At 69.7% G+C, this 21,624-nt stretch carries 15 protein-coding genes; 5 read left to right on the top strand and 10 right to left on the bottom strand.

Going from position 1 to position 21,624, the window contains the following annotated elements; translation table 11 throughout:
* Positions 1 to 46 precede the first annotated feature (46 nt).
* From clpB to AC1DSZ_RS12025, 8 genes are all read right to left on the bottom strand, one after another.
* On the bottom strand, positions 47 to 2,662 hold the full coding sequence (gene clpB, locus AC1DSZ_RS12060) for an ATP-dependent chaperone ClpB (RefSeq protein WP_476838611.1): 2,616 nt from the start codon (positions 2,660 to 2,662) through the stop codon (positions 47 to 49).
* A gap of 231 nt (positions 2,663 to 2,893) precedes the next feature.
* On the bottom strand, positions 2,894 to 3,442 hold the full coding sequence (locus AC1DSZ_RS12055; RefSeq protein WP_476838610.1) for a disulfide bond formation protein B: 549 nt from the start codon (positions 3,440 to 3,442) through the stop codon (positions 2,894 to 2,896).
* Complete coding sequence (locus tag AC1DSZ_RS12050) at positions 3,442 to 4,023, bottom strand: YqaA family protein (RefSeq protein WP_476838609.1); 582 nt, start codon at positions 4,021 to 4,023, stop codon at positions 3,442 to 3,444. Before AC1DSZ_RS12050 ends, AC1DSZ_RS12055 begins: the two co-directional genes overlap by 1 nt.
* Positions 4,024 to 4,302: 279 nt before the next feature.
* Entirely contained in the window at positions 4,303 to 5,442 is a 1,140-nt protein-coding gene (locus AC1DSZ_RS12045) for a DUF4167 domain-containing protein (protein WP_476838608.1), read from the bottom strand.
* Positions 5,443 to 6,052: 610 nt separating this feature from the next.
* Positions 6,053 to 6,937 carry a peptide chain release factor N(5)-glutamine methyltransferase gene (prmC, locus tag AC1DSZ_RS12040; protein WP_476838607.1) on the bottom strand — a complete coding sequence of 295 codons (885 nt, stop codon included), beginning with the start codon at positions 6,935 to 6,937 and terminating at the stop codon, positions 6,053 to 6,055.
* 122 nt (positions 6,938 to 7,059) lie between these two features.
* Positions 7,060 to 8,136, bottom strand: a complete 1,077-nt coding sequence (gene prfA, locus AC1DSZ_RS12035) for a peptide chain release factor 1 (RefSeq protein WP_476838606.1) — start codon at positions 8,134 to 8,136, stop codon at positions 7,060 to 7,062.
* Between the two features lie 49 nt (positions 8,137 to 8,185).
* Positions 8,186 to 10,453 carry a phosphoenolpyruvate--protein phosphotransferase gene (ptsP, locus tag AC1DSZ_RS12030; protein WP_476838605.1) on the bottom strand — a complete coding sequence of 756 codons (2,268 nt, stop codon included), beginning with the start codon at positions 10,451 to 10,453 and terminating at the stop codon, positions 8,186 to 8,188.
* 135 nt (positions 10,454 to 10,588) lie between these two features.
* Positions 10,589 to 11,824 (bottom strand): aspartate kinase, encoded by a 1,236-nt coding sequence (locus tag AC1DSZ_RS12025; RefSeq protein WP_476838604.1) that lies wholly within the window; start codon positions 11,822 to 11,824, stop codon positions 10,589 to 10,591.
* 157 nt (positions 11,825 to 11,981) lie between these two features.
* Between AC1DSZ_RS12025 and ubiG the strand changes: the two genes are divergently transcribed.
* Positions 11,982 to 12,722, top strand: a complete 741-nt coding sequence (gene ubiG / locus AC1DSZ_RS12020) for a bifunctional 2-polyprenyl-6-hydroxyphenol methylase/3-demethylubiquinol 3-O-methyltransferase UbiG (protein WP_476838867.1) — start codon at positions 11,982 to 11,984, stop codon at positions 12,720 to 12,722.
* 30 nt (positions 12,723 to 12,752) lie between these two features.
* Here the strand turns inward: ubiG and AC1DSZ_RS12015 are convergent, their stop codons facing one another.
* A complete protein-coding gene (locus AC1DSZ_RS12015; RefSeq protein WP_476838603.1) occupies positions 12,753 to 13,925 on the bottom strand; it encodes a sensor histidine kinase in 1,173 nt (390 codons plus the stop codon).
* Between the two features lie 56 nt (positions 13,926 to 13,981).
* The gene (locus tag AC1DSZ_RS12010; protein ID WP_476838602.1) at positions 13,982 to 16,327 is read right to left on the bottom strand and encodes a Tex family protein; all 2,346 of its coding nucleotides are present in this window, start codon (positions 16,325 to 16,327) and stop codon (positions 13,982 to 13,984) included.
* A 179-nt stretch (positions 16,328 to 16,506) separates the two neighbouring features.
* Here AC1DSZ_RS12010 and AC1DSZ_RS12005 point away from each other — a divergent pair, with 179 nt between their 5' ends.
* The 4 genes from AC1DSZ_RS12005 to AC1DSZ_RS11990 all read left to right on the top strand — a co-directional run bounded on the left by AC1DSZ_RS12005 (position 16,507) and on the right by AC1DSZ_RS11990 (position 21,460).
* Positions 16,507 to 17,919 carry an FAD-binding oxidoreductase gene (locus AC1DSZ_RS12005; protein WP_476838601.1) on the top strand — a complete coding sequence of 471 codons (1,413 nt, stop codon included), beginning with the start codon at positions 16,507 to 16,509 and terminating at the stop codon, positions 17,917 to 17,919.
* 110 nt (positions 17,920 to 18,029) lie between these two features.
* Positions 18,030 to 18,239 carry a hypothetical protein gene (locus AC1DSZ_RS12000; protein WP_188519990.1) on the top strand — a complete coding sequence of 70 codons (210 nt, stop codon included), beginning with the start codon at positions 18,030 to 18,032 and terminating at the stop codon, positions 18,237 to 18,239.
* A gap of 604 nt (positions 18,240 to 18,843) precedes the next feature.
* On the top strand, positions 18,844 to 19,287 hold the full coding sequence (locus tag AC1DSZ_RS11995) for a response regulator (RefSeq protein WP_476838600.1): 444 nt from the start codon (positions 18,844 to 18,846) through the stop codon (positions 19,285 to 19,287).
* A 64-nt stretch (positions 19,288 to 19,351) separates the two neighbouring features.
* Positions 19,352 to 21,460, top strand: a complete 2,109-nt coding sequence (locus tag AC1DSZ_RS11990) for a DUF6600 domain-containing protein (RefSeq protein WP_476838599.1) — start codon at positions 19,352 to 19,354, stop codon at positions 21,458 to 21,460.
* Positions 21,461 to 21,624: the final 164 nt, after the last annotated feature.

The raw sequence follows: 21,624 nt of genomic DNA, 5'->3' as shown, positions 1-21,624 counted from the left end.
GCGGCGAAAGCAAAAAGGCCCGGCGGGAGGGCCGGGCCTTTTCGGGTCAGTTAAGCAGCGCGCCCTTGGGCGGGGCGTCCGGGGCGACCAGCACGTCGCCGATCACCAGGCCATCCGGGCCGGCCGACACGGGCACGTGCTCGCCGTCCTTGATGGAGCCGGACAGGATCAGCTCGGCGAGCGGGTCCTGCACGTTCTTCTGGATTACGCGCTTCAGCGGGCGGGCGCCGTAGGCGGCGTCGTAGCCCTTGGCGGCCAGCCAGTCGCGGGCCGAGGAGTCGAGCTCCAGCACCAGCTTGCGCTCGTCGAGGAGCTTCTGCAGGCGCTTGAGCTGGATGTCCACGATCGCGCCCATCTGGTCGCGCTGGAGGCGGTGGAACAGGATGATCTCGTCCACCCGGTTCAGGAATTCCGGCCGGAAATGCGAGCGCACCACGCTCATCACCTCGTTGCGCACCGCATCCGTGTCCTCGCCCTCGCGCTGGTTCACCAGGAACTCCGCCCCGAGGTTGGAGGTCATGATGATCAGCGTGTTGCGGAAGTCCACCGTGCGGCCCTGCCCGTCCGTCAGGCGCCCGTCGTCGAGCACCTGCAGCAGGACGTTGAACACGTCCGGGTGCGCCTTCTCGATCTCGTCGAACAGCACGACCTGGTAGGGCCGGCGGCGGACGGCTTCCGTGAGGGCGCCGCCCTCCTCGTAGCCGACATAGCCCGGAGGCGCGCCGATGAGCCGGGCGACCGAGTGCTTCTCCATGTATTCGGACATGTCCATGCGCACGAGCGCGGTCTCGTCGTCGAACAGGAAGCTCGCGAGCGCCTTGGTGAGCTCGGTCTTGCCGACGCCCGTCGGGCCGAGGAACATGAACGAGCCGATGGGCCGGTTCGGATCCTGCAGCCCGGCGCGGGCGCGCCGCACGGCGGTGGAGACGGCCGCGACCGCCTCGGCCTGGCCGACGACGCGCTTGCCGATCTGCTCCTCCATCTTGAGCAGCTTCTCGCGCTCGCCCTCCAGCATGCGGTCGACCGGCACGCCGGTCCAGCGCGACACCACCTGGGCGACGTCGTTGGCGGTGACGGCCTCGGCCACCAGGGCGGTGTTCTCGCGGCCCTCGACCTCCTTCAGGGTGCGCTCCAGCTCCGGAATCACCCCATAGGTCAGCTCGCCGGCGCGCTGGTACTCGCCGCGGCGCTGCGCGTTGGCGAGTTCGGTGCGGGCCTGCTCCAGCTGCTCCTTGAGCTTCTGGGCGCTGCCGAGCTTTTCCTTCTCGGCCTTCCAGCGGGCCGTCAGCGCCGCGGATTTCTCCTCGATGCCGGCAAGCTCCGTCTCCAGGCGGCCAAGCCGGTCGCGGGAGGCCGGGTCGGTTTCCTTCTTCAAGGCCTCCTGCTCGATGCGCAGCTGCACGATGCGCCGGTCGAGCTCGTCCAGCTCCTCGGGCTTGCTATCGACCTGCATGCGCAGCCGCGACGCCGCCTCGTCGACGAGGTCGATGGCCTTGTCGGGCAGGAAGCGGTCGGTGATGTAGCGGTTCGACAGCGTCGCAGCCGCCACGATGGCCCCGTCCGTGATGCGCACGCCGTGGTGAAGCTCGTACTTCTCCTTCAGGCCGCGCAGGATCGACACCGTGTCCTCGACGGTGGGCTCGCTCACGAACACGGGCTGGAAGCGCCGCGCCAGGGCGGCGTCTTTCTCGACGTGCTTGCGATACTCGTCGAGCGTGGTCGCCCCGATGCAGTGCAGCTCGCCGCGGGCCAGCGCGGGCTTCAGCAGGTTGGAGGCGTCCATGGCGCCGTCCGCCTTGCCGGCGCCGACCAGCGTGTGCATCTCGTCGATGAACAGGATGATGCCGCCCTCGGCGGACGTCACCTCGTTCAACACGGCCTTCAGCCGCTCCTCGAACTCGCCGCGGTATTTCGCGCCGGCGATCAGCGAGCCCATGTCGAGCGCGAGCAGCTGCTTGTCCTTGAGGCTTTCCGGCACGTCGCCGTTGACGATGCGCAGCGCCAGGCCTTCCGCGATGGCGGTCTTGCCGACGCCGGGCTCGCCGATCAGCACGGGGTTGTTCTTGGTGCGGCGCGACAGCACCTGGATGGCGCGGCGGATCTCCTCGTCGCGGCCGATCACCGGGTCGAGCTTGCCGTCGCGGGCCGCCTGGGTGAGGTCGCGGGCGTATTTCTTCAGCGCGTCATAGGCGTTCTCGGCCGAGGCGTTGTCGGCCGTACGGCCCTTGCGCAGCTCGTTGATGGCGCCGTTGAGGCTCTGCGGCGTGACGCCCGCGCGGGCCAGGATCTTGCCGGCCTCCATGTCCTTCTCGGTCGCGAGCGCGAGCAGCAGGCGCTCCACCGTCACGAAGCTGTCGCCCGACTTCTGGGCGATCTTCTCGGCCGTGTCGAACAGGCGCACGAGGTCGCGCGTCGGCTGCGGCTGCGAGGCTGCGCCGGACACTTTCGGCATCTTGGCGAGCGCCTGGTCGACGCCCAGCAGCGCCGCCTTGGCGTCGCCGCCCGCGCGGGACACGAGGCCGGCGGCCAGCCCCTCATTGTCGTCCAGCAAAGCCTTGAGCATGTGCTCGGGCGCGAGCTGCGGATGGCCATCCCGCATCGCGATGGTCTGGGCCGCCTGCACGAAGCCCTTGGCGCGGTCGGTGTATTTTTCGAAATCCATATCGTCCTCCTGCGGCCGCGCGTTTTCGTCCGCCCCAATGGGCGCGGATCATGCGCTCCGACGGAGCGCTCCCTCCCGGAGGCGAACGTCCCGAGGCTTAGATAGGTGTGGCATTTCCACCACGCTAGGGGCGCCGGGATGCGTTCGCCTGCGGAGAACGCAACTCTGGATCACGCCTGATGGGAGCGCCCGCGACGGGCGGGCGTCAAGCTGGCCGGTTGGCTGCGTGCTTCAAAGAACGCGCGCGCGGGTGCGCCAGGCCGCATGGCCGGCCAGCAGCGCGAGGCCGACCGAGATCACGGCGTTCCACCCGGCCAGGGACAGGCCGAGGATGCGCATCGCGACCTCGTCGCAGCGGATCACCTTGGTGGTTTCGAGCTGCTTCAGGAAGTCGCCCATCGCGGCCGGCTTCACGACCGCGCCCGTGCAGTCCTGGGGGCCGGCCCAGAACTTCCATTCCACGCCCGCATGGTAGGCGCCGAGCCCGGCGCTGATCAGGAACAGCAACGCCAGCGAGGCCAGCATCGCGGTGGTGAACAGGTTGCGGGGACGCCGGGAGGCCACCAAGGCCGTCAGCAGCGCGAAGGGCGCGCCGACATAATAGGGAATGCGTTGCACGAGGCAGAGCTCGCAGGGCTTCACCCCGAACGCGTGCTCCAGCACCAGCGCGCCGCCCACCGTGGCGGCCGCCGCAAGGCCCACCGCCAGCGCGGCGCGGGCCGGCGTGAGCGTTGCGAGCGGCCCGGCGGAGCGGGAGGCGGCGACATCCACGGCGTTCATCACACGAGCCTCGCGGCGATCCAGAACCCGAACACGATGAAGAACAGGATTGCGCCGATGAACACGGCGAAATGACGATCCAGAAAATGGCGGATTGGATCGCCGAAGCGGTTCAGCAGCCCGGCCAGGATGAAGAACCGCGCGCCGCGCGTGATGATCGACAGCAGAACGAACAGCGGGAAATTATACGCGAGCAGGCCCGACACGATGGTGACGAGCTTGTAGGGGATCGGCGTGACGCCTTTCACGAGAATCAGCAGCGCGCCCCACTTGGCGTAAGCCTCGCGCACCTGCTCCATCTTGGCGCCGTAGCCATAGAGGTTGATCAGCCACTGCCCGACCGTGTCATAGAGCAGCGCCCCGATGGCGTAGCCCAGGATGCCGCCGACCACTGACGACACCGTGCAGATCGCCGCATAGCGCCACGCCTTTGCGGGCTTGGCGAGCGACATCGGCGCGAGCACCACGTCGGGCGGGATGGGGAAGAACGAACTTTCCGCGAAGGCGATGAAGGCAAGCGCCCATTCGGCGCGCTTGCTCTCGGCCAGCGACAGCGTCCAGCGATAGAGGCCTTTGAACATGCCGGGGTGCTTAGCCGAACCTGGGCGGGAAGTCACGCCGGGGGATTGTTGCGCTCCCCTTCTCCCCCTGGGAGAAGGTGGCCCGAAGGGCCGGATGAGGGTCTAGCGGACGGTTTGAGGGCTGAGGGAAACGCCTGGCGCCAGTCCCTCATCCGTCGGCTTCGCCGACACCTTTCCCCGGGGGGAGAAGGGCGCGCGAGCCTGCACCGTCGCACTCATCGCAACAAAAAACCCGCCGGAATGTCCGGCGGGTTTCAGATCAGCAGAGGTCCGGTCGGCTCACTCCCCGGCGGGGGCGTCGGCCGGGGCCTCGTCGGCCTTCTTGGTCACGCGACGGCGGCGGGGACGGACCGCGAAGGCGTCCTCGGTGGGCGCAGTCGGGGCTGCCTCGGCGGCCGGCTGCGGCTCGGGCTCGGGCGCGATCGCGACGCGCACCGGGGCCGTGATGAAGGCCGGCAGGGCGGTCTGCTCGGCGGCTTCCGGGGCCGGACGCTCGGCGCGCTCGCGACGCTCGGGGCGATCCTGCCGCTCGGGGCGCTCTTGCCGTTCAGGGCGTTCCTGCCGCTCGGGGCGATCCTGTCCCTCGGCGCGGGCCTCCGGACGATCCTGGCGCTCGGGCCGGCCGCGGCGCGGGAAGCGCTCGCGCGGCTGGAACTCGCGCTGCTCGCGCGGCTGCTCGGCCTGGGGAGCGTCAACAGCCGGCTCGCGGGTCTGCGGCTGAGGCTGCTCGCGCGGCGGCTGGTAGTCCCGCTGCTCGCGATCGCGGCGCGGCTGGAACTGCCGCTCGCCCTGCTCGCCGCCCTCGCGCTGCTGCCGGGGCTGGAAATCGCCACGCGGCTCGCGCGGCTGGCGCGGCTGGAACTCGCGGTCGCCGCGGTTCTGGTCGCCGCGGTTCTCGCCACGCTCGCGCGGCTGGAACCCGCGGGGCTGATAATCCTGCCGCGGCTGGTAATCCTGGCGAGGCTGATAGTCCTGCCGGGGCTGGTCCTGACGGGGCTGGTAGTCCTGCCCGCCATCCTGGTCGTTCCCCTGCGGGAAGCGCACGTCCGGCTGCGGGCCGCCCGCATACGGGGTGGTGTCCTCGTCGTCCAGATCGGAATCGGGATCGTTGACCTCGAAGGGACGATAGTTCGGGTTCTGGATCCGGAACTGCTCCTGCGCGGCCGCGATCAGGCGCAGATAGTGCTCGGCGTGCTGGTAGTAGCTTTCCGCCTGCACGGGATCGCCGGAGGCGTTGGCGTCGCGGCCAAGCTGCAAGTATTTCTCGGCGATGTGCTGGGCCGTGCCGCGGATCTTCACGTCCGGGCCGTTCGACTCATAGCTCCGCGACAAAGGATTCGGCCCCTTGCCGCCGCCACGGTTGCGTCCGCGCATACGCTGCTTGTTGTTGTTGTTATTGTTCTGATGATTAGGTCTCATCGAACGTCCTTCAGTGGTGTGCATTGTCCATGCCGGACCGCCGCTGCGAGACCGAGCCCCTGCGGGTCGCTGCTCTTTGTTCAGTGGTCAGGGTTCACTCGAGGCTTACGAAGCCCTTCCGTCGCTGCTGCGCGTATCGTCCGCGCGGTGCGGTCGCCCTCTCTCCGACGCATGCTGGCGAGCGAAGAGGCGCTTCCGTTTCCGGAGATTGTCATCGGACCGACGCAAGACCCTTCTGGAGTCGTGCTTGAAGTCCCGGAGATCGATCCCGTGGCTAAACCTGCCGGCTGATCCTCAAAGGGAGCGATCTCGACGGTGCTGGCCTGCGCAGTGCGCGGCGTCGCCCGACGACGTCATTGGCCGTCACCCTAGTCGCTTCGTGCCCGCAGGCCAAGCGCTTTCCACTCGTCAGATCGGTCTTTTCTCCGGAATTTCAAGGCCTGTGTCTTCGGCGCACTTCTGTATTCTGACCAATGTCACGGTTCACCGCCGTCATTGCGAGCGCAGCGAAGCAATCCAGGAGCCGGGCGGTGGAGAACGACGTTCCGGCCGCGGCCAACCCCCTGCGACTGGATTGCTTCGCCTGCGGCTCGCAATGACGGAGGGCGTGTTACGGCCGGCGGAGCACGATCGCGCGCGGGCGCGCGCCGAAATCCGCAAAGGGACCTTCCACCGCGTAGCCGGCCTCCCGGTAGATGGCCGGCACGGATTCGGCCTGGTCGGAGCCGATCTCGAGCGCGACCACGCCGCCGGGGGCGAGAATGGCCGGAAGCGCCTGCGCGATCGCCCGGTAGGCGTCGAGCCCGTCGGGGCCGCCGGCGAGCGCCAGACGGGGATCGTGCTGCTTCACCTCTGGCTCCAGCCCCTCGATCACGGCGTTGGCGATGTAGGGCGGGTTGGAGACCACGAGGTCAAACTGGCCCGTTATCGCCTGCGCCCAGTCGGATTCGAGGAATTCGGCCCGGTCGGCCACGCCGTTGCGGGCGGCGTTGAAGCGCGCCGTCTCGACCGCCTGCGGGGCGAGGTCGACGCCGACGCCGGTTGCGCCCTTCAGCTCGGTGAGCAGCGCCACGAGGAGGCAGCCCGAGCCCGTGCCGAGATCCAGAACGCGCAGGCCATCGCTGGCGTGGCGGCGCTCCTTGAGGGCGAGCAGGGCCGCCGCCACCACGGTCTCGCTGTCGGGGCGCGGCACCAGCACGTCGGGGGCAAGCGTGAACGGCAGGCTCCAGAACTCCCATTCGCCCAGGATGCGCGCGACCGGCTCGCGCGTGAGCCGGCGCCGCACATGCTCGCGAAGCTTGGCGGCGGCCTGGTCGCCGAGCCGCTCGCGAGGCGCCTGGATCAGCTGCGCATGCGTGAGCCCGGCGGCGTCCAGCGTCAGCAGCCGCGCGTCGCGTTGGGCGGTCTCGATCCCGACTTCGCGGAAGGCCTCGCCCAGCTGCTTCAGGGCGGCGAGCCGCGTTGTCTCGGGTTGGATCAGGTCGGCATCGCGCATGCGGCGCTCTCCTTTGATTGCTTTACGAAGTAGCGAACCCCTCCTGACCCTCGTCCTTCGAGACGCATCGCCAAAAGGCGCTGCTCCTCAGGATGAGGGTATTGTGAAGGTCAGGCAGGGTCTCACCCGTCCTGGGCGGCGAGCAAAGCCGCCTGGTGCTCGGTGGTGAGCGCGTCGACGACTTCGTCCAGGGCGGTGCCGTCCATCACCTGCGGGAGCTTGTACAGCGTCAGGTTGATGCGGTGGTCGGTGACGCGGCCCTGCGGGAAGTTGTAGGTGCGGATGCGCTCCGAGCGGTCGCCGGAGCCCACCTGCGAGCGGCGATCGGCGGAGCGCTCGCTGTCGCGCTTCTGCCGTTCCTGGTCGAAGATGCGGGTGCGCAGCAGCTCCATGGCCTTGGCCTTGTTGCGGTGCTGGGAGCGTTCCTCCTGCATCATCACGACGATGCCGGTGGGCAGATGGGTGATGCGGATCGCGCTCTCGGTCTTGTTGACGTGCTGGCCGCCCGCGCCCTGGGCCCTCATGGTGTCGATCTGCAGGTCCTTGTCGTCGATGTGAACGTCGACCTCCTCGGCGATCGGCAGCACCGCAACGGTGGCGGCCGAGGTGTGGATGCGGCCGCTCGCCTCCGTGTCGGGCACGCGCTGGACGCGATGAACGCCGCTCTCGAACTTGAGCTTGGCGAAGACGCCCTGGCCGTGGATCTCGGCGATGATTTCCTTGTAACCGCCCATCGTGCCTTCGCTGGCGGAGAGCACCTCCACCTTCCAGCGGTGCAGCTCGGCGTAGCGCTGGTACATGCGAAACAGGTCGCCGGCGAACAAAGCCGCCTCGTCGCCGCCCGTGCCGCCGCGCACTTCCAGGATGGCGGCGCGCTCGTCGGCGGCGTCGCGCGGCAGCAGCATGAGGCGCACCTGATGGGCGAGCGCCTCGACGCGCTCCTCGACCTCGCGGCGCTCCTCCTCGGCGAGGGCGCGCATCTCGCGATCGGTCGCGGCGTCGGCCAGCATGGCGTCCACGCCGGCGAGTTCGGCGGCGGCGGCCCGGTAGGCGTGCAGCGCCTCCACGACGGGGTCGAGCTCGGCGAGCTCGCGCGACAGCGTCACGAAGGTGTCGCCATCCGGCCCCGACGAGAGCCGGTCGGTGATCATGGCGTGGCGCGCCAGGATGGCGTCGAGTTTCTGCAGCGGAAGGGACATGGGCGCTCGGGTGGTGTGGCGACGGGCAGATGGGCCTTCGGAAGGCCCGCTACAACGCCACGCCGTGCTTCTTTGCGAAGGCGGCGAATTGCGGCCGCAGCGTTTCGCCGGCGACCCGGTCGTCCAGCCAATCCTTGGCGGCCTCGACCAGCGCCTCGAGGTCCAGCGACAGCAGCATGGCCTTCACGGGGCCGACCGAGGCGGGCGACATCGACAGCGAGCGATAGCCGATCGCCAGCAGCGCCATGGCTTCGAGCGGCTTGCCGCCGAGCTCACCGCACAGCGTCACCGGGATATTGGCCCGCGCGCCCGCCTCGGCGACGCAGCGCAGCGCCCGCAGGCAGGCCGGATGCAGCGGATCGAAGCGGTCCGCCATCTGGGGGTTCTCGCGGTCAGCCGCGAACAGGAATTGCATGAGGTCGTTGGAGCCGACGGACAGGAAGTCGGCCTCGCGCGCCATCTCGTCGATCTGGAACAGCAGCGAGGGCACTTCCACCATCACGCCGAGCTTCACGTCGGACGGCAATTCGTGGCCGTGGCGCTCCAAATGGCCGATCTCGCGCTGCACGATGGCCTTGGCGCGGGCGAACTCGTCCACGGTGGCGACCATCGGGAACATGATCTTCATCTCGCGGCCGCCGCCGGCCTTGAGCAGCGCCCGCACCTGGGCCCGCAGGAGGCCGGGCCGATCGAGCCCGATGCGGATCGCACGCCAGCCCAACGCCGGGTTCTCCTCCTCCATGGCGCGCATGTAGGGGAGGACCTTGTCGCCGCCGATGTCGAGCGTCCGGAAGGTGACGCTCTTGCCCGGCACCGCGTCCAGCACGGTGCGGTACAGCGCCAGCTGCTCGGCCGTGGAGGGAAGGCGCTCGGCCACCATGAACTGCAGCTCGGTGCGGAACAGCCCGATGCCGTCGGCGCCGGCTTCCTCGACATGCGGCAGGTCGATCACCAGGCCGGCGTTGAGGTTGAGGCCGATGCGCACGCCGTCGCGGGTGACGGCCGGCTGGTCGCGCAGGGCGCGGTACTGTTCCTGCCGGCGGGCGCGCAGGCGCGCCTTTTCGCGGAACGCGGCTTCCACGTCCGGCTGCGGGCGCAGGTGCACCTGGCCGACGCCGCCGTCCACGATCAGGGCGTCGCCGGTTTCGGCGAGGCCGGCGATGTTCTCGACATTGCCGACAGCCGGAATGCCGAGCGCGCGCGCCACGATGGCGATGTGGCTGGTGGGGCCGCCTTCCTCCAGCACAAGGCCGCGCAGGTGCTTGCGGTCGTAGTCCAGCAGCGCGGCCGGCCCCATGGAGCGCGCCACCAGAATGGCGTTCTCGGGCAGGGCGGCTTGGCCGCCCACCATGTCGCGGCCGACCAACCGGTGCAGCAGCCGATTGGCCAGCTCGTCCAGATCGTGCAGGCGCTCGCGCAGATAGGGGTCGGTCTGCCGCATCATCCGGGCGCGGTTGTCGGACTGGACGCGCTCCACGGCGGCCTCGGCCGTGAGGCCGCTCGCCACCGCCTCGCGCAGGCGCCGGATCCAGCCCTGGTCGTGCGCGAACATCCGGAAGGTCTCGAGCACCTCGCGGTGCTCGCCGTTATGCGAGACGTCGCCGCGGTCGATCAGCGTGTCGATGGAGGAACGCAGGTCCGCGACCGCCTCCTCGAGGCGCCGGGTCTCGCGCGCCGGGTCGTCCGCGATGAGGTTAGACACCACCACGCGGGGCTCGTGCAGCACCACGTGGCCGAGGCCGACGCCGTCCGAGAGCGGCTGGCCCATGAGGCTGAACGGCCGACGCAACGCGATGTCGGCGCCGGGGCGGGCGAGCGTCTGGAATTCCGTGGAGGCGATGATCTCGGCGAGCACCATCGCGGTGGTCTGCAGCGCCTCGACCTCCTCCTCCGAATAAAGGCGATGGGCGCGGTTCTGCACCACGAGCACGCCGAGCGTGTTGCCGGCGCGCAGAACCGGGACGCCCAGGAAGGACTGGTAGATCTCCTCACCGGTCTCGGGCTTGTACGAGAAGGCCGGGTGCGACTGGGCGTTGGGCAGGTTGAGGGGCTGCGCCTTCTGGGCGATCAGGCCGACGAGGCCTTCGCCGGCCCGCATGGTGGTGAGGTGGACGGCCTCGCGCTTCAGGCCCTCGGTGGCGTAGAGCTCGAGCGTGCCGTCGGCTCGCAGCACATAAAACGAGCAGACCTCCGCCACCATGTTGGAGGCGATCAGGACGACGATCTTGTCGAGGCGAGCCTGCGCGCTGACAGGCTCCGCCATGACCTCGCGGAGGCGTCGCAGCAACAGGCGCGGACCGCCGAGAGCGCCTCGCATACCATCCTCACCGTTCAGCCGACCGCAGCGCCAGCGTGGCCGCGAATCGTGTTGGGACGGCGCCGCCGTCCCGAGAGCTTTACCCTAGCACCGGACCTGAATGCAAAGTCCAGGCCGGGGACCGACGGCCGCCGCTCAGGCCTTGTCGAGACCGTAGAGCGAATGCAGCGTCCGGACCGCGAGTTCCGTGTAGGCGGCGTCGATCAGGATCGAGAACTTGATCTCCGAGGTGGTGATCGCCCGGATGTTGATGCCCTTTTCGGCGAGCGCCCGGAACGCCTTGGCGGCGACGCCGGCGTGGGAGCGCATGCCGATGCCGATGGCCGAGACCTTCACGACGTCGGTCGCGCCCTGCAGCGACTGGTAGGCGATCTTCTCGCGGGCATTCTCCAGAATGGCGCGCGCCCGCTCGAAATCGGCCGTCGGCACCGTAAAGGTGATGTCCGTCGTGGTGGTGTCGTCCGACACGACCTGGATGATCATGTCCACGTTGATGTTCGCGTCGGCCAGCGGCACGAAGATCGCGGCCGCGACGCCCGGCTGGTCGGCCACGCGCCGGAGCGTGATCTGGGCCTCGTCCTTGGAATAGGCGATGCCGGTGACGATCTGCTGTTCCACGATCTCCTCCTCGTCGCAGATGAGAGCTCCCGCCTGCGGGTTGGCAGGGTCGTCAAAGGATGAGCGCACATAGGTGCGCACGTTGTGCACCATGGCGAGCTCCACCGAGCGCACCTGGAGCACCTTGGCGCCGAGCGACGCCATCTCGAGCATTTCCTCGAACGCCACCTTGTCGAGGCGCTTGGCCTTGGTGACGATGCGCGGATCGGTGGTGTAGACGCCGTCCACGTCCGTGTAGATGTCGCAGCGCTCGGCCCCGATCGCGGCCGCGATCGCGACCGCGCTGGTGTCGGAGCCGCCGCGGCCGAGCGTGGTGATGCGACCCGTCGCCTCATGCACGCCCTGGAATCCGGAGATCACCGCCACCTCGCCGGCCTCGAAACCCGCCAGCAGGTTCTTGCCGTCGATGCCGGCGATGCGGGCCGAGCCATGCGCGTCGGAGGTCAGGATCGGGATCTGCCAACCCTGCCAGGAGCGCGCCTTGAAGCCGATGTCCTGGAGGGCGATCGCCAGCAGGCCGGCCGTAACCTGCTCGCCGGACGCCACCACGGCGTCATATTCGCGATTGTCGTAGAGCGTGGAGGCTTCCTTGCACCAGCCGACCAGCTCGTTGGTCTTGCCCGACATGGCGGAGACCACCACGGCGACGTCGTAGCCGGCCTCGACCTCGCGCCGGACATGCCGGGCGACGTTCTTGATGCGCTCGAGGTTGGCGACGGAGGTTCCGCCGAACTTCATGACGAGGCGGGCCATGCGGGGTCCCGGGTTGCTGAACGGTTCTGGCCGCGCGCGACTTGCGTCAAGGCTTCGGCCGTCGGAAAAGGGCGGCACACTCAATGACGGCGACGCCTGGGGCTGTCAACGCCCGCGCATGGTCGCCGTCCACGGGTTGGAGGAAAGGATGAGCGCCATGCAGTCCGCGTCCGGAACGATCGACGCCGCCGAGGTCGCCCGCTTCGAGCGCATCGCCCGCACGTGGTGGGACCCGAACGGCGCCATGAAGACGCTGCACCGGTTCAACCCGGTCCGCATCCAATATATCCGCGACGCCGTGGCGGAGCATCTGGGCCGCGATCCGCGCGCCGGGCTGCCGCTGGACGGCGTCACGATCCTGGATGTCGGCTGCGGCGGCGGCCTGCTGTGCGAGCCGCTGGCGCGCCTCGGCGCAATCGTGACGGGCGTCGATCCCGCGCCCACCAATGTGGAGGTGGCCCGGCTGCATGCCGAGGAAGTCGGCGCGCCGGTGACCTACCGGCGCGCGACCGTTGAGGAACTCGTCGCCGAGGGCGCGCGCTTCGACGTGGTGCTCGCCATGGAGGTGGTGGAGCACGTCGCGGACGTGCGCCTGTTCGTGGAAAGCTGCTGCGCGGCCGTGAAGCCGGACGGCCTCCTGTTCATGGCCACCCTGAACCGCACCCTGCGGGCCTTCGCGCTCGCGATCGTGGGCGCCGAATATGTGCTGGGCTGGCTGCCCAAGGGCACGCACCAGTGGGAGAAGTTCGTCACCCCGGCCGAACTCGCCGACGCGCTGGACGCGGGCGGCTTCGCGGTGCGCGACCAGACCGGGGTGGTGTTCAACCCGCTCGGCGGCGACTGGCGGCTGTCTGGCGACATGGCGGTCAACTACATGCTGTGCGCCGAGCGCCGCTGAACGAGCTTGGCGCGCAGGCGGCCAGCCGCGCTATTCGGCACCGCCGCCGGTCGGCAGGGTGACGCGGAACAGGGCGCCGCCGGCCGAACGGACGAGCGCGATCTGGCCGCCATGGGCCGTGACGACGTTGCGGCAGATCGAGAGCCCGATGCCGGTGCCCGCGCCGGGAGCCTTGGTGGTGAAATAGGGGTCGAAGATCCGCGCCGCCACCGGCTCGGGCACGCCGGGACCGTTGTCCTCCACTTCCAGGGCCACCCCGCCGGCTTCGCGGCGGGTGCGCACGACCACGCGGCGGGGGCTGGCCTGCTCGGTGAGCGCCTGCTGGGCGTTTATGAGCAGGTTCGACACCACCTGGCCCAGGAGATCCGCGTCGGCGCTGATGGGCGGCAGGTCCGGCGCGAGATCGAGGTCCACGTCGACGGACGCGCCTCGCAGACCATACGTCATCACGTCCACCGCGGAGGCCACGATGTCGTTCAGCAGCACGGGCCGGCGGGTCGGGGCGGTTTCGCGCGCCATCGCAAGGAAGCTGCGAACGATCCGGCCGGAGCGCTCCGCGGCGGCGTGGATGCGGGCCGCCCGGGCCTTCACGTCGTCGCTCGCGGCCCGCTCCAGCAGCAGCGTGGATTGGGCCAGCACGATCGCGAGCGGGTTGTTGAGCTCATGCGCGACGCCGGCCAGCAGCGTCCCCATGGCGGAGAGCTTCTCGATCTCGGCGATGCGCACGCGCTGGCGCTCGATCTCGGCGGTGCGTTCGGCGAGCTCGCGCTCCTGCTCCTTCATCTCGGTGAGGTCGCGCCCGAACGCGATGTTGCCCTGCGGGGCGCCGCCGCCGGGCGAATAGGGCGTGTAGGTCTGCTGGATGTAGCGCCGCCCGGCGGTCGCGTAGGTAATCCAGCCTTCCCAACGCACGATTTCGCCGGCGCGGATGCGGGCGTTGTATCCGCTCACCTGGTTGTAGGCGGCGTCGCCCAGCACCTCGCGGACTTCGCGGCCGATCACCTCCTCGGCGGTGCGCTTGTGAAACGTCAGGAACTCGCGGTTCACGTAGACGTAGCGGTTCTCGAAATCCACGAAGGCGACGCGCCCCGGGATGCTGTCCAGGATGGTGCGCAACAGCGCGAGGTCCGGCTCGCGCAGCGCGCTGGTGTCGCCGGCGCCGGGCCGGAACGGCTCGGTCCCGAAGGGCTTCGGTTCGGCCATGGGTCCTCCCGGGCGGATGATGGGCGCCCGCGAGGGTTGCGGTCAAGGCGCAGCCGTCAGCGCTTGCCGGGCGGGCCCTTGTCCATGCCGGCCTTGCGGAACGCGTCCGCGAAGGGGTTGGCGGGCGCGGCGCTCCGGTCCGGCGCGCGCTGCTGCGGCTGGGAGGAGCGGTGCGGACGGGCCGGCTCGGGGGCGCGGTCGCGCGGCGGGCGCGGCTCGGCGGCGTCGTCCAGCCGCATCGTCAGCGCGATGCGCTTGCGGGGCTTGTCGACCTCCAGCACCTTCACGCGCACGATCTGGCCGGGCTTCACGACGTCGCGCGGGTCCTTCACGAAGGTCTTTGACAGCGCCGAGATGTGCACGAGCCCGTCCTGGTGCACGCCGATGTCAACGAAGGCCCCGAAGGCCGCCACGTTGGTGACTACGCCTTCCAGGATCATGCCGGGCTGGAGGTCGTTCAGCGTCTCGACGCCCTCCTGGAAGGTCGCGGTCTTGAACGCGGGGCGCGGATCGCGGCCGGGCTTTTCGAGCTCCTTGAGGATGTCCGTCACCGTGGGGACGCCGAAGGTCGCGTCCGTGAAGGCCTTGGGCTGGAGGCCGCGCAACACCGCGCCATTGCCGATCAGCACCTTGATGTCGCTCTTGGTGGCTTCGATGATCCGCCTCACCACCGGATAGGCCTCCGGATGGACGCCCGAGCGGTCCAGCGGATCGTCGCCGTTCTGGATGCGCAGGAAGCCGGCGCATTGCTCGAAGGCCTTGGGCCCCAGCCGCGGCACCTGCTTCAGCTGCGCGCGGGTGCGGAACGGGCCGGTGGAGTCGCGATGGCTGACGATGTTCTGCGCCAGCGTCTCGCCGACGCCGGAAACGCGCGCGAGCAGGGGCGCGGAGGCGGTGTTGACGTCCACCCCGACGGCGTTCACGCAGTCCTCCACCACGGCGTCGAGCGAGCGCGAGAGCTTGTGTTCGGCGAGATCGTGCTGGTACTGGCCGACGCCGATCGACTTCGGGTCGATCTTGACCAGCTCGGCCAGCGGGTCCTGCAACCGGCGAGCGATCGACACCGCGCCGCGGATCGAGACGTCGAGGTCCGGCAGCTCGGCGGACGCGAAGGCAGAGGCCGAGTAGACGGAGGCGCCGGCCTCCGACACCACCACCTTGGTGAGCTTGGCCTCGGGGAACTTGGCGATGAGCTCGCCCGCCAGCTTGTCGGTCTCGCGCGAGGCGGTGCCGTTGCCGATCGCGATCAGCTCCACCTTGTGGCGCGCCGCCAGGGCGCCCAGCGTGCGCAGCGCCTCGTCCCAGCGCCGCTGGGGCTCGTGCGGGTAGATCACGCCGGTGTCGACCACCTTGCCGGTGGCGTCCACCACCGCGACCTTGACGCCGGTGCGAAAGCCCGGATCGAGCCCCATGGTGGCGCGCGCGCCGGCCGGGGCGGCGAGCAGCAGGTCGCGCAAATTGCCGGCGAAGATCTTTACGGCCTCGTCCTCGGCGGCTTGCCAGAGGCGCATGCGCAGGTCGAGCCCGACATGCATCGCGATCTTGGTGCGCCAGGCCCAGCGCACGCAGTCCATCAGCCATTTGTCGGCCGGCCGGCCCCGGTCGGCGACGTTGAACCGGCGCGCGATCGCGAGCTCGAAGGCGCCGGGCTGGCGCTGCGACAGGGGCCCGGTCTGCTCGGGCTCGGCCTCGAGCCGCAGTTCCAGGATCTCCTCCTTCTCGCCGCGGAACAGCGCCAGGATGCGGTGAGACGGCAGCCGCGCGAGCTTCTCGGCGTAGTCGAAGTAGTCGGAGAACTTGGCGCCCTCGGTCGCCTTGCCGTCGCGGACCTTGGAGACGGCGCGGCCCTGCGTCCAGAAGTCCTCGCGCAGGCGCCCGATCAGCTCGGGATCTTCCGAGAAACGCTCCACCAGGATCGAGCGCGCGCCCTCCAGCGCCTCGTCGACGCCCGCCACGCCCTTGTCGGCGCTGACGAAGCGCTCCGCCTCGCGGCGCGGGTCGCGCGTCGGGTCGGCGGTCAGCCCCTCGGCCAGCGGCCCGAGCCCGGCCTCGCGGGCGATCTGCGCCTTGGTGCGGCGCTTGGGCTTGAACGGCAGGTAGATGTCCTCCAGCCGCGCCTTGCTGTCGGCCTCCTCGATCTGGCGCTGCAGGGCGGCGTCGAGCTTGCCCTGCTCGCGCACCGAATCGAGGATCGCGGTGCGCCGCTCCTCCAGCTCGCGCAGGTAGCGCAGCCGCTCCTCCAGGGTGCGCAGCTGGGCGTCGTCGAGCCCGCCCGTCACCTCCTTGCGGTAGCGGGCGATGAACGGCACCGTAGCGCCGCCGTCCAGCAACGCCACTGCGGCTTCCACCTGCCGCTCCTCGCACGCGATGGCGTCCGCGATACGCTGGTTGATGGATTGCATGGGACCTCCGCCGGAAGGGAATCGCCATCGCGTCGCCGCCATGGGGCCGCGCTTTTAGCGTGGCTGTCAGGACCGGGTCAAAGCGCGCCTGGGACCGCGCCCAATTGCAGCCTTGCCAAGGCCGCGCGGGCTGCTTAGGCCGGATGGCGAGGAACGAAAACACCCCCGAGGACAACGCCATGGCTCAGCAGGTCCAGCGCCGGAGATTGCCGGAAGACCGCACCGCGTCGCTCATCGCCGAGCTCAAGAATTTGCTCGGCGAGCGCTGCACCACTTCGGCGTCCGAACGCGAGCACCATGGCCGTGGCGAGTCCTACCACGCGGACGCCGCGCCCGACGCCGTCTGCTATCCGCTCACCACCGACGAGGTGAGCGCCATCGTGCGGCTGTGCGGCCAGCACGGGGCGCCCATCGTGGCGTTCGGGACCGGCACCTCGCTTGAGGGCCACGTGGCGGCGCTGGAAGGCGGGATCACGATCGACCTGAAGCGCATGAACGCGATCGTGGAGGTGAACGCCGAAGACCTCGACGCCACCGTGCAGGCGGGCGTCACGCGCAAGCAGCTCAACGCCTATCTGCGCGACACGGGCCTGTTCTTTCCGGTGGACCCCGGTGCGGATGCGAGCCTCGGCGGCATGGCGGCGACGCGCGCGTCCGGCACCAACGCGGTGCGCTACGGCACCATGCGGGAGAATGTGATCGCCCTCACGGTGGTGCTGGCCGACGGCCAAGTGGTGAAGACCGCCAGCCGGGCCCGCAAGTCCTCGGCCGGCTACGACCTCACCCGCCTCTTCGTCGGCTCGGAAGGGACGCTGGGCATCATCACCGAGGTCACGGTGAAGCTCTACGGCATCCCGGAGGCCATGTCGGCGGCCGTGTGCGCCTTTCCGGATGTCGGAGCGGCCGTACAGACCGCCATCGAGACGATCCAGTCCGGCATCCCGATCTCGCGCGTCGAGTTCCTGGACGACAGGAGCATGGTGGCGGTGAACCGCTACGCCAAGCTCGACTATCCCGAGAAGCCGACGCTGTTCTTCGAATTCGTCGGCACGGAGGCGGGCGTCGCCGAGCAGGCCGAGCGCGTGCGTGAGCTGGCGCTCGGCAATGGCGGCGAGAACTTCCAGTGGGCGACGACGCCCGAGGAGCGCAGCCGGCTCTGGCAGGCGCGGCACGACGTCCACTACGCCTGCCTGGCCATGCGTCCCGGCGCGAAATCATGGAGCACCGACGCCTGCGTGCCGATCTCGCGGCTCGGCGAGCTCATTCTCTACATGCGCGACCAGACCAAGGACGCGCCGTTCTACGTCACCAGCCTCGGCCATGTGGGTGACGGCAATTTCCACATGGGCTTCCTGATCGACGTGAACGACCCGGCCGAACTTGCCGAGGCCGAACGCCTCAACGGTGTGCTCCTGCAGCGCACGCTGGAGCTGCACGGCACCTGCACGGGCGAGCACGGGGTGGGTTCCGGCAAGTCCAAATACCTGCGCGCCGAGCACGGCGACGCGGCCGTGGACCTGATGCGGCTGATCAAGACCGCCATGGACCCGCAGAACATCCTCAATCCGGGCAAGGTTCTTCCGGCGAATTAAGCTTGAGCTTGGGTGGAAGTTGCTGATTAAATTGAGAAATACGGCTTTCCCCTAATAGCCGCGCGGAGTGGTTTCGCTCACAATTCTTGCACGTTCTTCGGAGTCTGCGCGTGAGCAAGAAGCATCCCTCTGGCCGGCCTGTCAGCAAGCGCAAGTTCGGCGTTTCGACCCATGTGCGGTGGCCGCGCGAGGGCTTCGTGAATGGCCGCATCGGCCAGAGCCTCGAAATGGCCGGCGGCTTCGGCTTCCGCCTGCCCGAGGCCGCGCACGAGCATCTGCACCACGTCGCGCTGGCCAAGGCCAAGCAGACGGACCGCTAGGCGGCTCAGAGTTTCATTTGGCGGGGGCGCCGGGCCATCAGCCCGCGTTTCGGGAAACCGGACGCGGGCTGAATGCCGTTTGGGGCTTTGATCGTCCGCAGGCCGGCCCGACCCAGCGCCGGTTTGCCGGGACCGAGCTGGTCGCCCCTCAAATATGGGCGTTAGAGCCTGAAAATCTGGCCGAAAGTCTCTCAACACGCTCGATACCCTCATCCTGAGGAGCAGGCCGCCTTCGGCCTGCGTCTCGAAGGACGAGGGATCAGCCTGCACGAGGCGTTCAGCCTCCTGGTCTCCCTCGTCCTTCGAGACGCATCGCCGAGGAGCGACGCTCCTCAGGATGAGGGACGTCGAGCGCGGGACCGGCCGGGCCCTCGGGATATGGGCATTCGGCACTTTTCTGGTCAGGCATGCGGGACGAGGCTCTAAGGAGCTGGCTTCCCCGGTTGAAGGCTTAAAAAGCTCCGGCTCCGCATCTGTCCGCACGGTTAACCCGGCGTTGACCATGTCGTTACAAGTTTAATGAACTGCCTGAACGGCGGGCGGGGGCCCGAGTTGGTGAGGGGACGGTCGAACCGTCGCCGCACAACGCGTCTGAGGAGGCCCCATGATCGCGTTTCACCGCCCCACCGCCTCGGCTCCGGCCGGCATGGCGGGATACTCCGAGCCCCGGCGGGTGCTGCTGGTCGAGGACCAGGACCTCCTGCGCTGGATGGCGGGCGAGATCCTCGCCGAAGAAGGCTATGCGGTGACCGAGGCGGCGGACGCCGCGACGGCCGTCCTGCTTCTCTCCCAACACAGCTTCGATTTGCTGGTGACGGATCTCGACCTCGGCCCCGGGCCGGACGGTTATGAGCTGGCGCGGGCGGCGCGGCTGGTCCAGCCGGATCTGGCGATCGTCTATGCATCCGGGCGCGCCCGCCTGCAGGCCGATTCCTGCGCTCCCGGCTCGCGCTTCGTGGCCAAGCCCTATGCGCCGGCGGAACTGCTGGGTGCGGCGGCGACGACGCTTGACAACCGGTCAGGCTCTCACACGCCCCGATTCGGTTAGGGGAACAACACCTGCAAAGTCGCGTTGAAGGGTCCGAAGAACACAGCAGGTGGAGGACTCCCCCGTGAAACGCAGCCAATTCTTGTCCGGCGCGGCTTTCGCCGCCCTTCTGACCGCCGCCGCGGTGGTGATGACCCCCGGCCTCGGCGCTCAGGCCCAGACGGGCGGTTCGGCCGGGTCCGCCGGCTCGGCGGCCTCCAGCCCGTCTGGCGGTTCCACCGCTGGCGGCTCGGCCAGCTCCGGCTCGGCCCCGACCGAAATGCGCCGCAATGGCGCGGCCGCCGACCAGGGCTCCGCCCGCAGCGGCATGAGCCAGAATTCCGGACGCGGCAACCAGGACCAGAACGGCCGCAGCGCCCAGTCGGGCGGCTCCGCCGAGCCTTCCTCGTCCCGCAACAGCGCCGCACAGGGCGAAGCGCCGCGCTCCGGCCAGGCGCGCGACATGCGTTCCGGCGCGCAGAACCAGGACAGCGCCCAGGCCGGTTCGTCCCGCCAGGGCCAGAACGGCGCAGACATGAGCGCCAGCGCCAATGTGAAGGTGAGTATCGACGAGTTGCGCGAGCGCGTGCGTGACAACGGCGAATTCACACGCGTCGAGAAGCTCGGCGAAGTGTTCCGGCCGCGCGATGTCGGCCGCGACTGGAAGCCCTATTCGAACGGCCATTGGATCTTCAACGAGAAGGTCGGCTGGTACTTCGAATCCGACGAGCCCTGGGCCGAGGTGACCTATCACTACGGCCGCTGGTACGAGGATCCGAGCCAGGGTTGGGTCTGGGTCGCCGACACCGAATGGGCCCCGGCCTGGGTGGAATGGCGCCGCAGCAAGCAGCATGTGGGCTGGCGCCCGCTGCCGCCCGAGAACGCGCCGCGCGCGACCCGGACGAGCACGAAGTCGACCACCACGGCGTCGCGCCGCGGCGGCGGCTCGACCACCACGGTCGAGGAGGAAGAGTGGACCTTCGTGGAAACCCGCAACATTACGGCCGAACGGATCACCGAGGTCGAGGTGCGGCCTGAGCGCGTCACCGAGATCTACACCGAGACCCGGCCGATCGGCCGCGTCGAGCGCCGCGGCTCCATCGCGGTGAACTTCGCGATCCAGCCGAGCGTGATCGAGCGCGAAACCAATATCCGCATCCAGTCGCGCAACCTGCCGCGGGCCGAGGCCGTGCCGGTGCCCTCGCAGGTGCAGTCGATCTCCACCGAGGCGCGCACCAATTCGACGACCTCCGGCGCCGCGGCGTCAGGCGCGGCGTCGACCTCGGGTTCGTCCTCCACCACCGCGACGGGCGACCAGCAGCGCCAGCCGGGCGCGGCCCCGACAGGGTCGGCGGACGCGAACCGCAACGCCACGCAGCCCAACGCCGCTCCGAGCGGCTCGGCCACCGCGCCGACCGACCGGACGTCGCCCACCGACAAGCCGGCCTCGAGCGCTTCGAGCGGCAAGCCGACGGACGACAAGGCGGGAACGACGGCCGCCAAGCCCACCGACACGCGCTCCAACGCGGCGTCCAGCGGCAAGCCGGCCGATGACAAGAGCAGCACGACGGCGGCGAAGCCCGGAACGGACCGCTCCAACGCGGCCGCGAACGGCAAGGCCAACGACGGCAAGTCCACCGAGTCGAAGCCGGCGGCCGAGCAGGCTGACACCGGATCCAAGGACCGCAACCGCAGCCAGGCCGAGCGCGCGGGCGAAAAGGGCAAGACCGACGCCACGGCCGAGCGCAAGCGCGACGCCAAGGAGCCGGGCGCCGGGACGAAGTCGTCGGCCACGGAGGACGGCCAGAAGAGCGGGACCAACTCGGCCGAGCGTCGCTCGCCGAACGCCGCCCCGTCTTCGGCCGCCGCGTCGGACGAGAAGGGCCCGAACAGCCGTTCCGGCCAGGCTCAGCGCTCCGGTTCGGGCGAGCCCCGCAGCCAGGGCGCCGAGCGCAGCGGCGGGCAGGCTTCGCCCAGCTCCGCCGAGCGCGAGACCGGCGCGGCTTCGCCGCAGCGTGCCCAGGGTCGCTCGACCCCGGCCGACGTCACCACGGGTGCGACCCGCAGCCGTAATCCGGAAGGCGCCGCTGGCGGCCGGTCGGGCGGCGAGGCGGGCGGGGCCGCGAGCGGCGGCTCGACCTCCGGCGGCGCCGCCGGCGCGGCGCGCAAGCCCGCGGGCGCTTCGGACCAGTAAGGTCCCACGAGTAGTCAGGGCGGAGGCCAAGCGCCTCCGCCTGCAGCAACCCCGGGGCCGCGCGCTCCGGGGTTTTTCTTTGCGGGTGGCGCCGCGCCCGGGTGGGCCTATGATTCGGCTCAGCACCGAAGCGTCGGGAGAAGTGCCTTGGCGGGTCAGGACGT

It is taken from the genome of Alsobacter sp. P4_H11 (assembly GCF_056400925.1).
The sequence above is the reverse complement of the archived record's forward strand: the minus strand, read 5'-3'. Positions and strand labels throughout refer to the sequence as shown.

Bases quoted from the DNA above. Each gene is read 5' to 3' on its own strand.
- AC1DSZ_RS12005 (WP_476838601.1), top strand. From the start codon at position 16,507: ATGGCTCAGCAGGTCCAGCGCCGGAGATTGCCGGAAGACCGCACCGCG.
- AC1DSZ_RS11995 (WP_476838600.1), top strand. From the start codon at position 18,844: ATGATCGCGTTTCACCGCCCCACCGCCTCGGCTCCGGCCGGCATGGCG.
- prfA (WP_476838606.1), bottom strand. From the start codon at position 8,136: ATGTCCCTTCCGCTGCAGAAACTCGACGCCATCCTGGCGCGCCACGCC.
- ptsP (WP_476838605.1), bottom strand. From the start codon at position 10,453: ATGCGAGGCGCTCTCGGCGGTCCGCGCCTGTTGCTGCGACGCCTCCGC.
- AC1DSZ_RS12025 (WP_476838604.1), bottom strand. From the start codon at position 11,824: ATGGCCCGCCTCGTCATGAAGTTCGGCGGAACCTCCGTCGCCAACCTC.
- ubiG (WP_476838867.1), top strand. From the start codon at position 11,982: ATGCAGTCCGCGTCCGGAACGATCGACGCCGCCGAGGTCGCCCGCTTC.
- AC1DSZ_RS12045 (WP_476838608.1), bottom strand. From the start codon at position 5,442: ATGAGACCTAATCATCAGAACAATAACAACAACAACAAGCAGCGTATG.
- clpB (WP_476838611.1), bottom strand. From the start codon at position 2,662: ATGGATTTCGAAAAATACACCGACCGCGCCAAGGGCTTCGTGCAGGCG.
- AC1DSZ_RS12010 (WP_476838602.1), bottom strand. From the start codon at position 16,327: ATGCAATCCATCAACCAGCGTATCGCGGACGCCATCGCGTGCGAGGAG.
- AC1DSZ_RS12015 (WP_476838603.1), bottom strand. From the start codon at position 13,925: ATGGCCGAACCGAAGCCCTTCGGGACCGAGCCGTTCCGGCCCGGCGCC.
- AC1DSZ_RS12050 (WP_476838609.1), bottom strand. From the start codon at position 4,023: ATGTTCAAAGGCCTCTATCGCTGGACGCTGTCGCTGGCCGAGAGCAAG.
- AC1DSZ_RS12055 (WP_476838610.1), bottom strand. From the start codon at position 3,442: ATGAACGCCGTGGATGTCGCCGCCTCCCGCTCCGCCGGGCCGCTCGCA.
- prmC (WP_476838607.1), bottom strand. From the start codon at position 6,937: ATGCGCGATGCCGACCTGATCCAACCCGAGACAACGCGGCTCGCCGCC.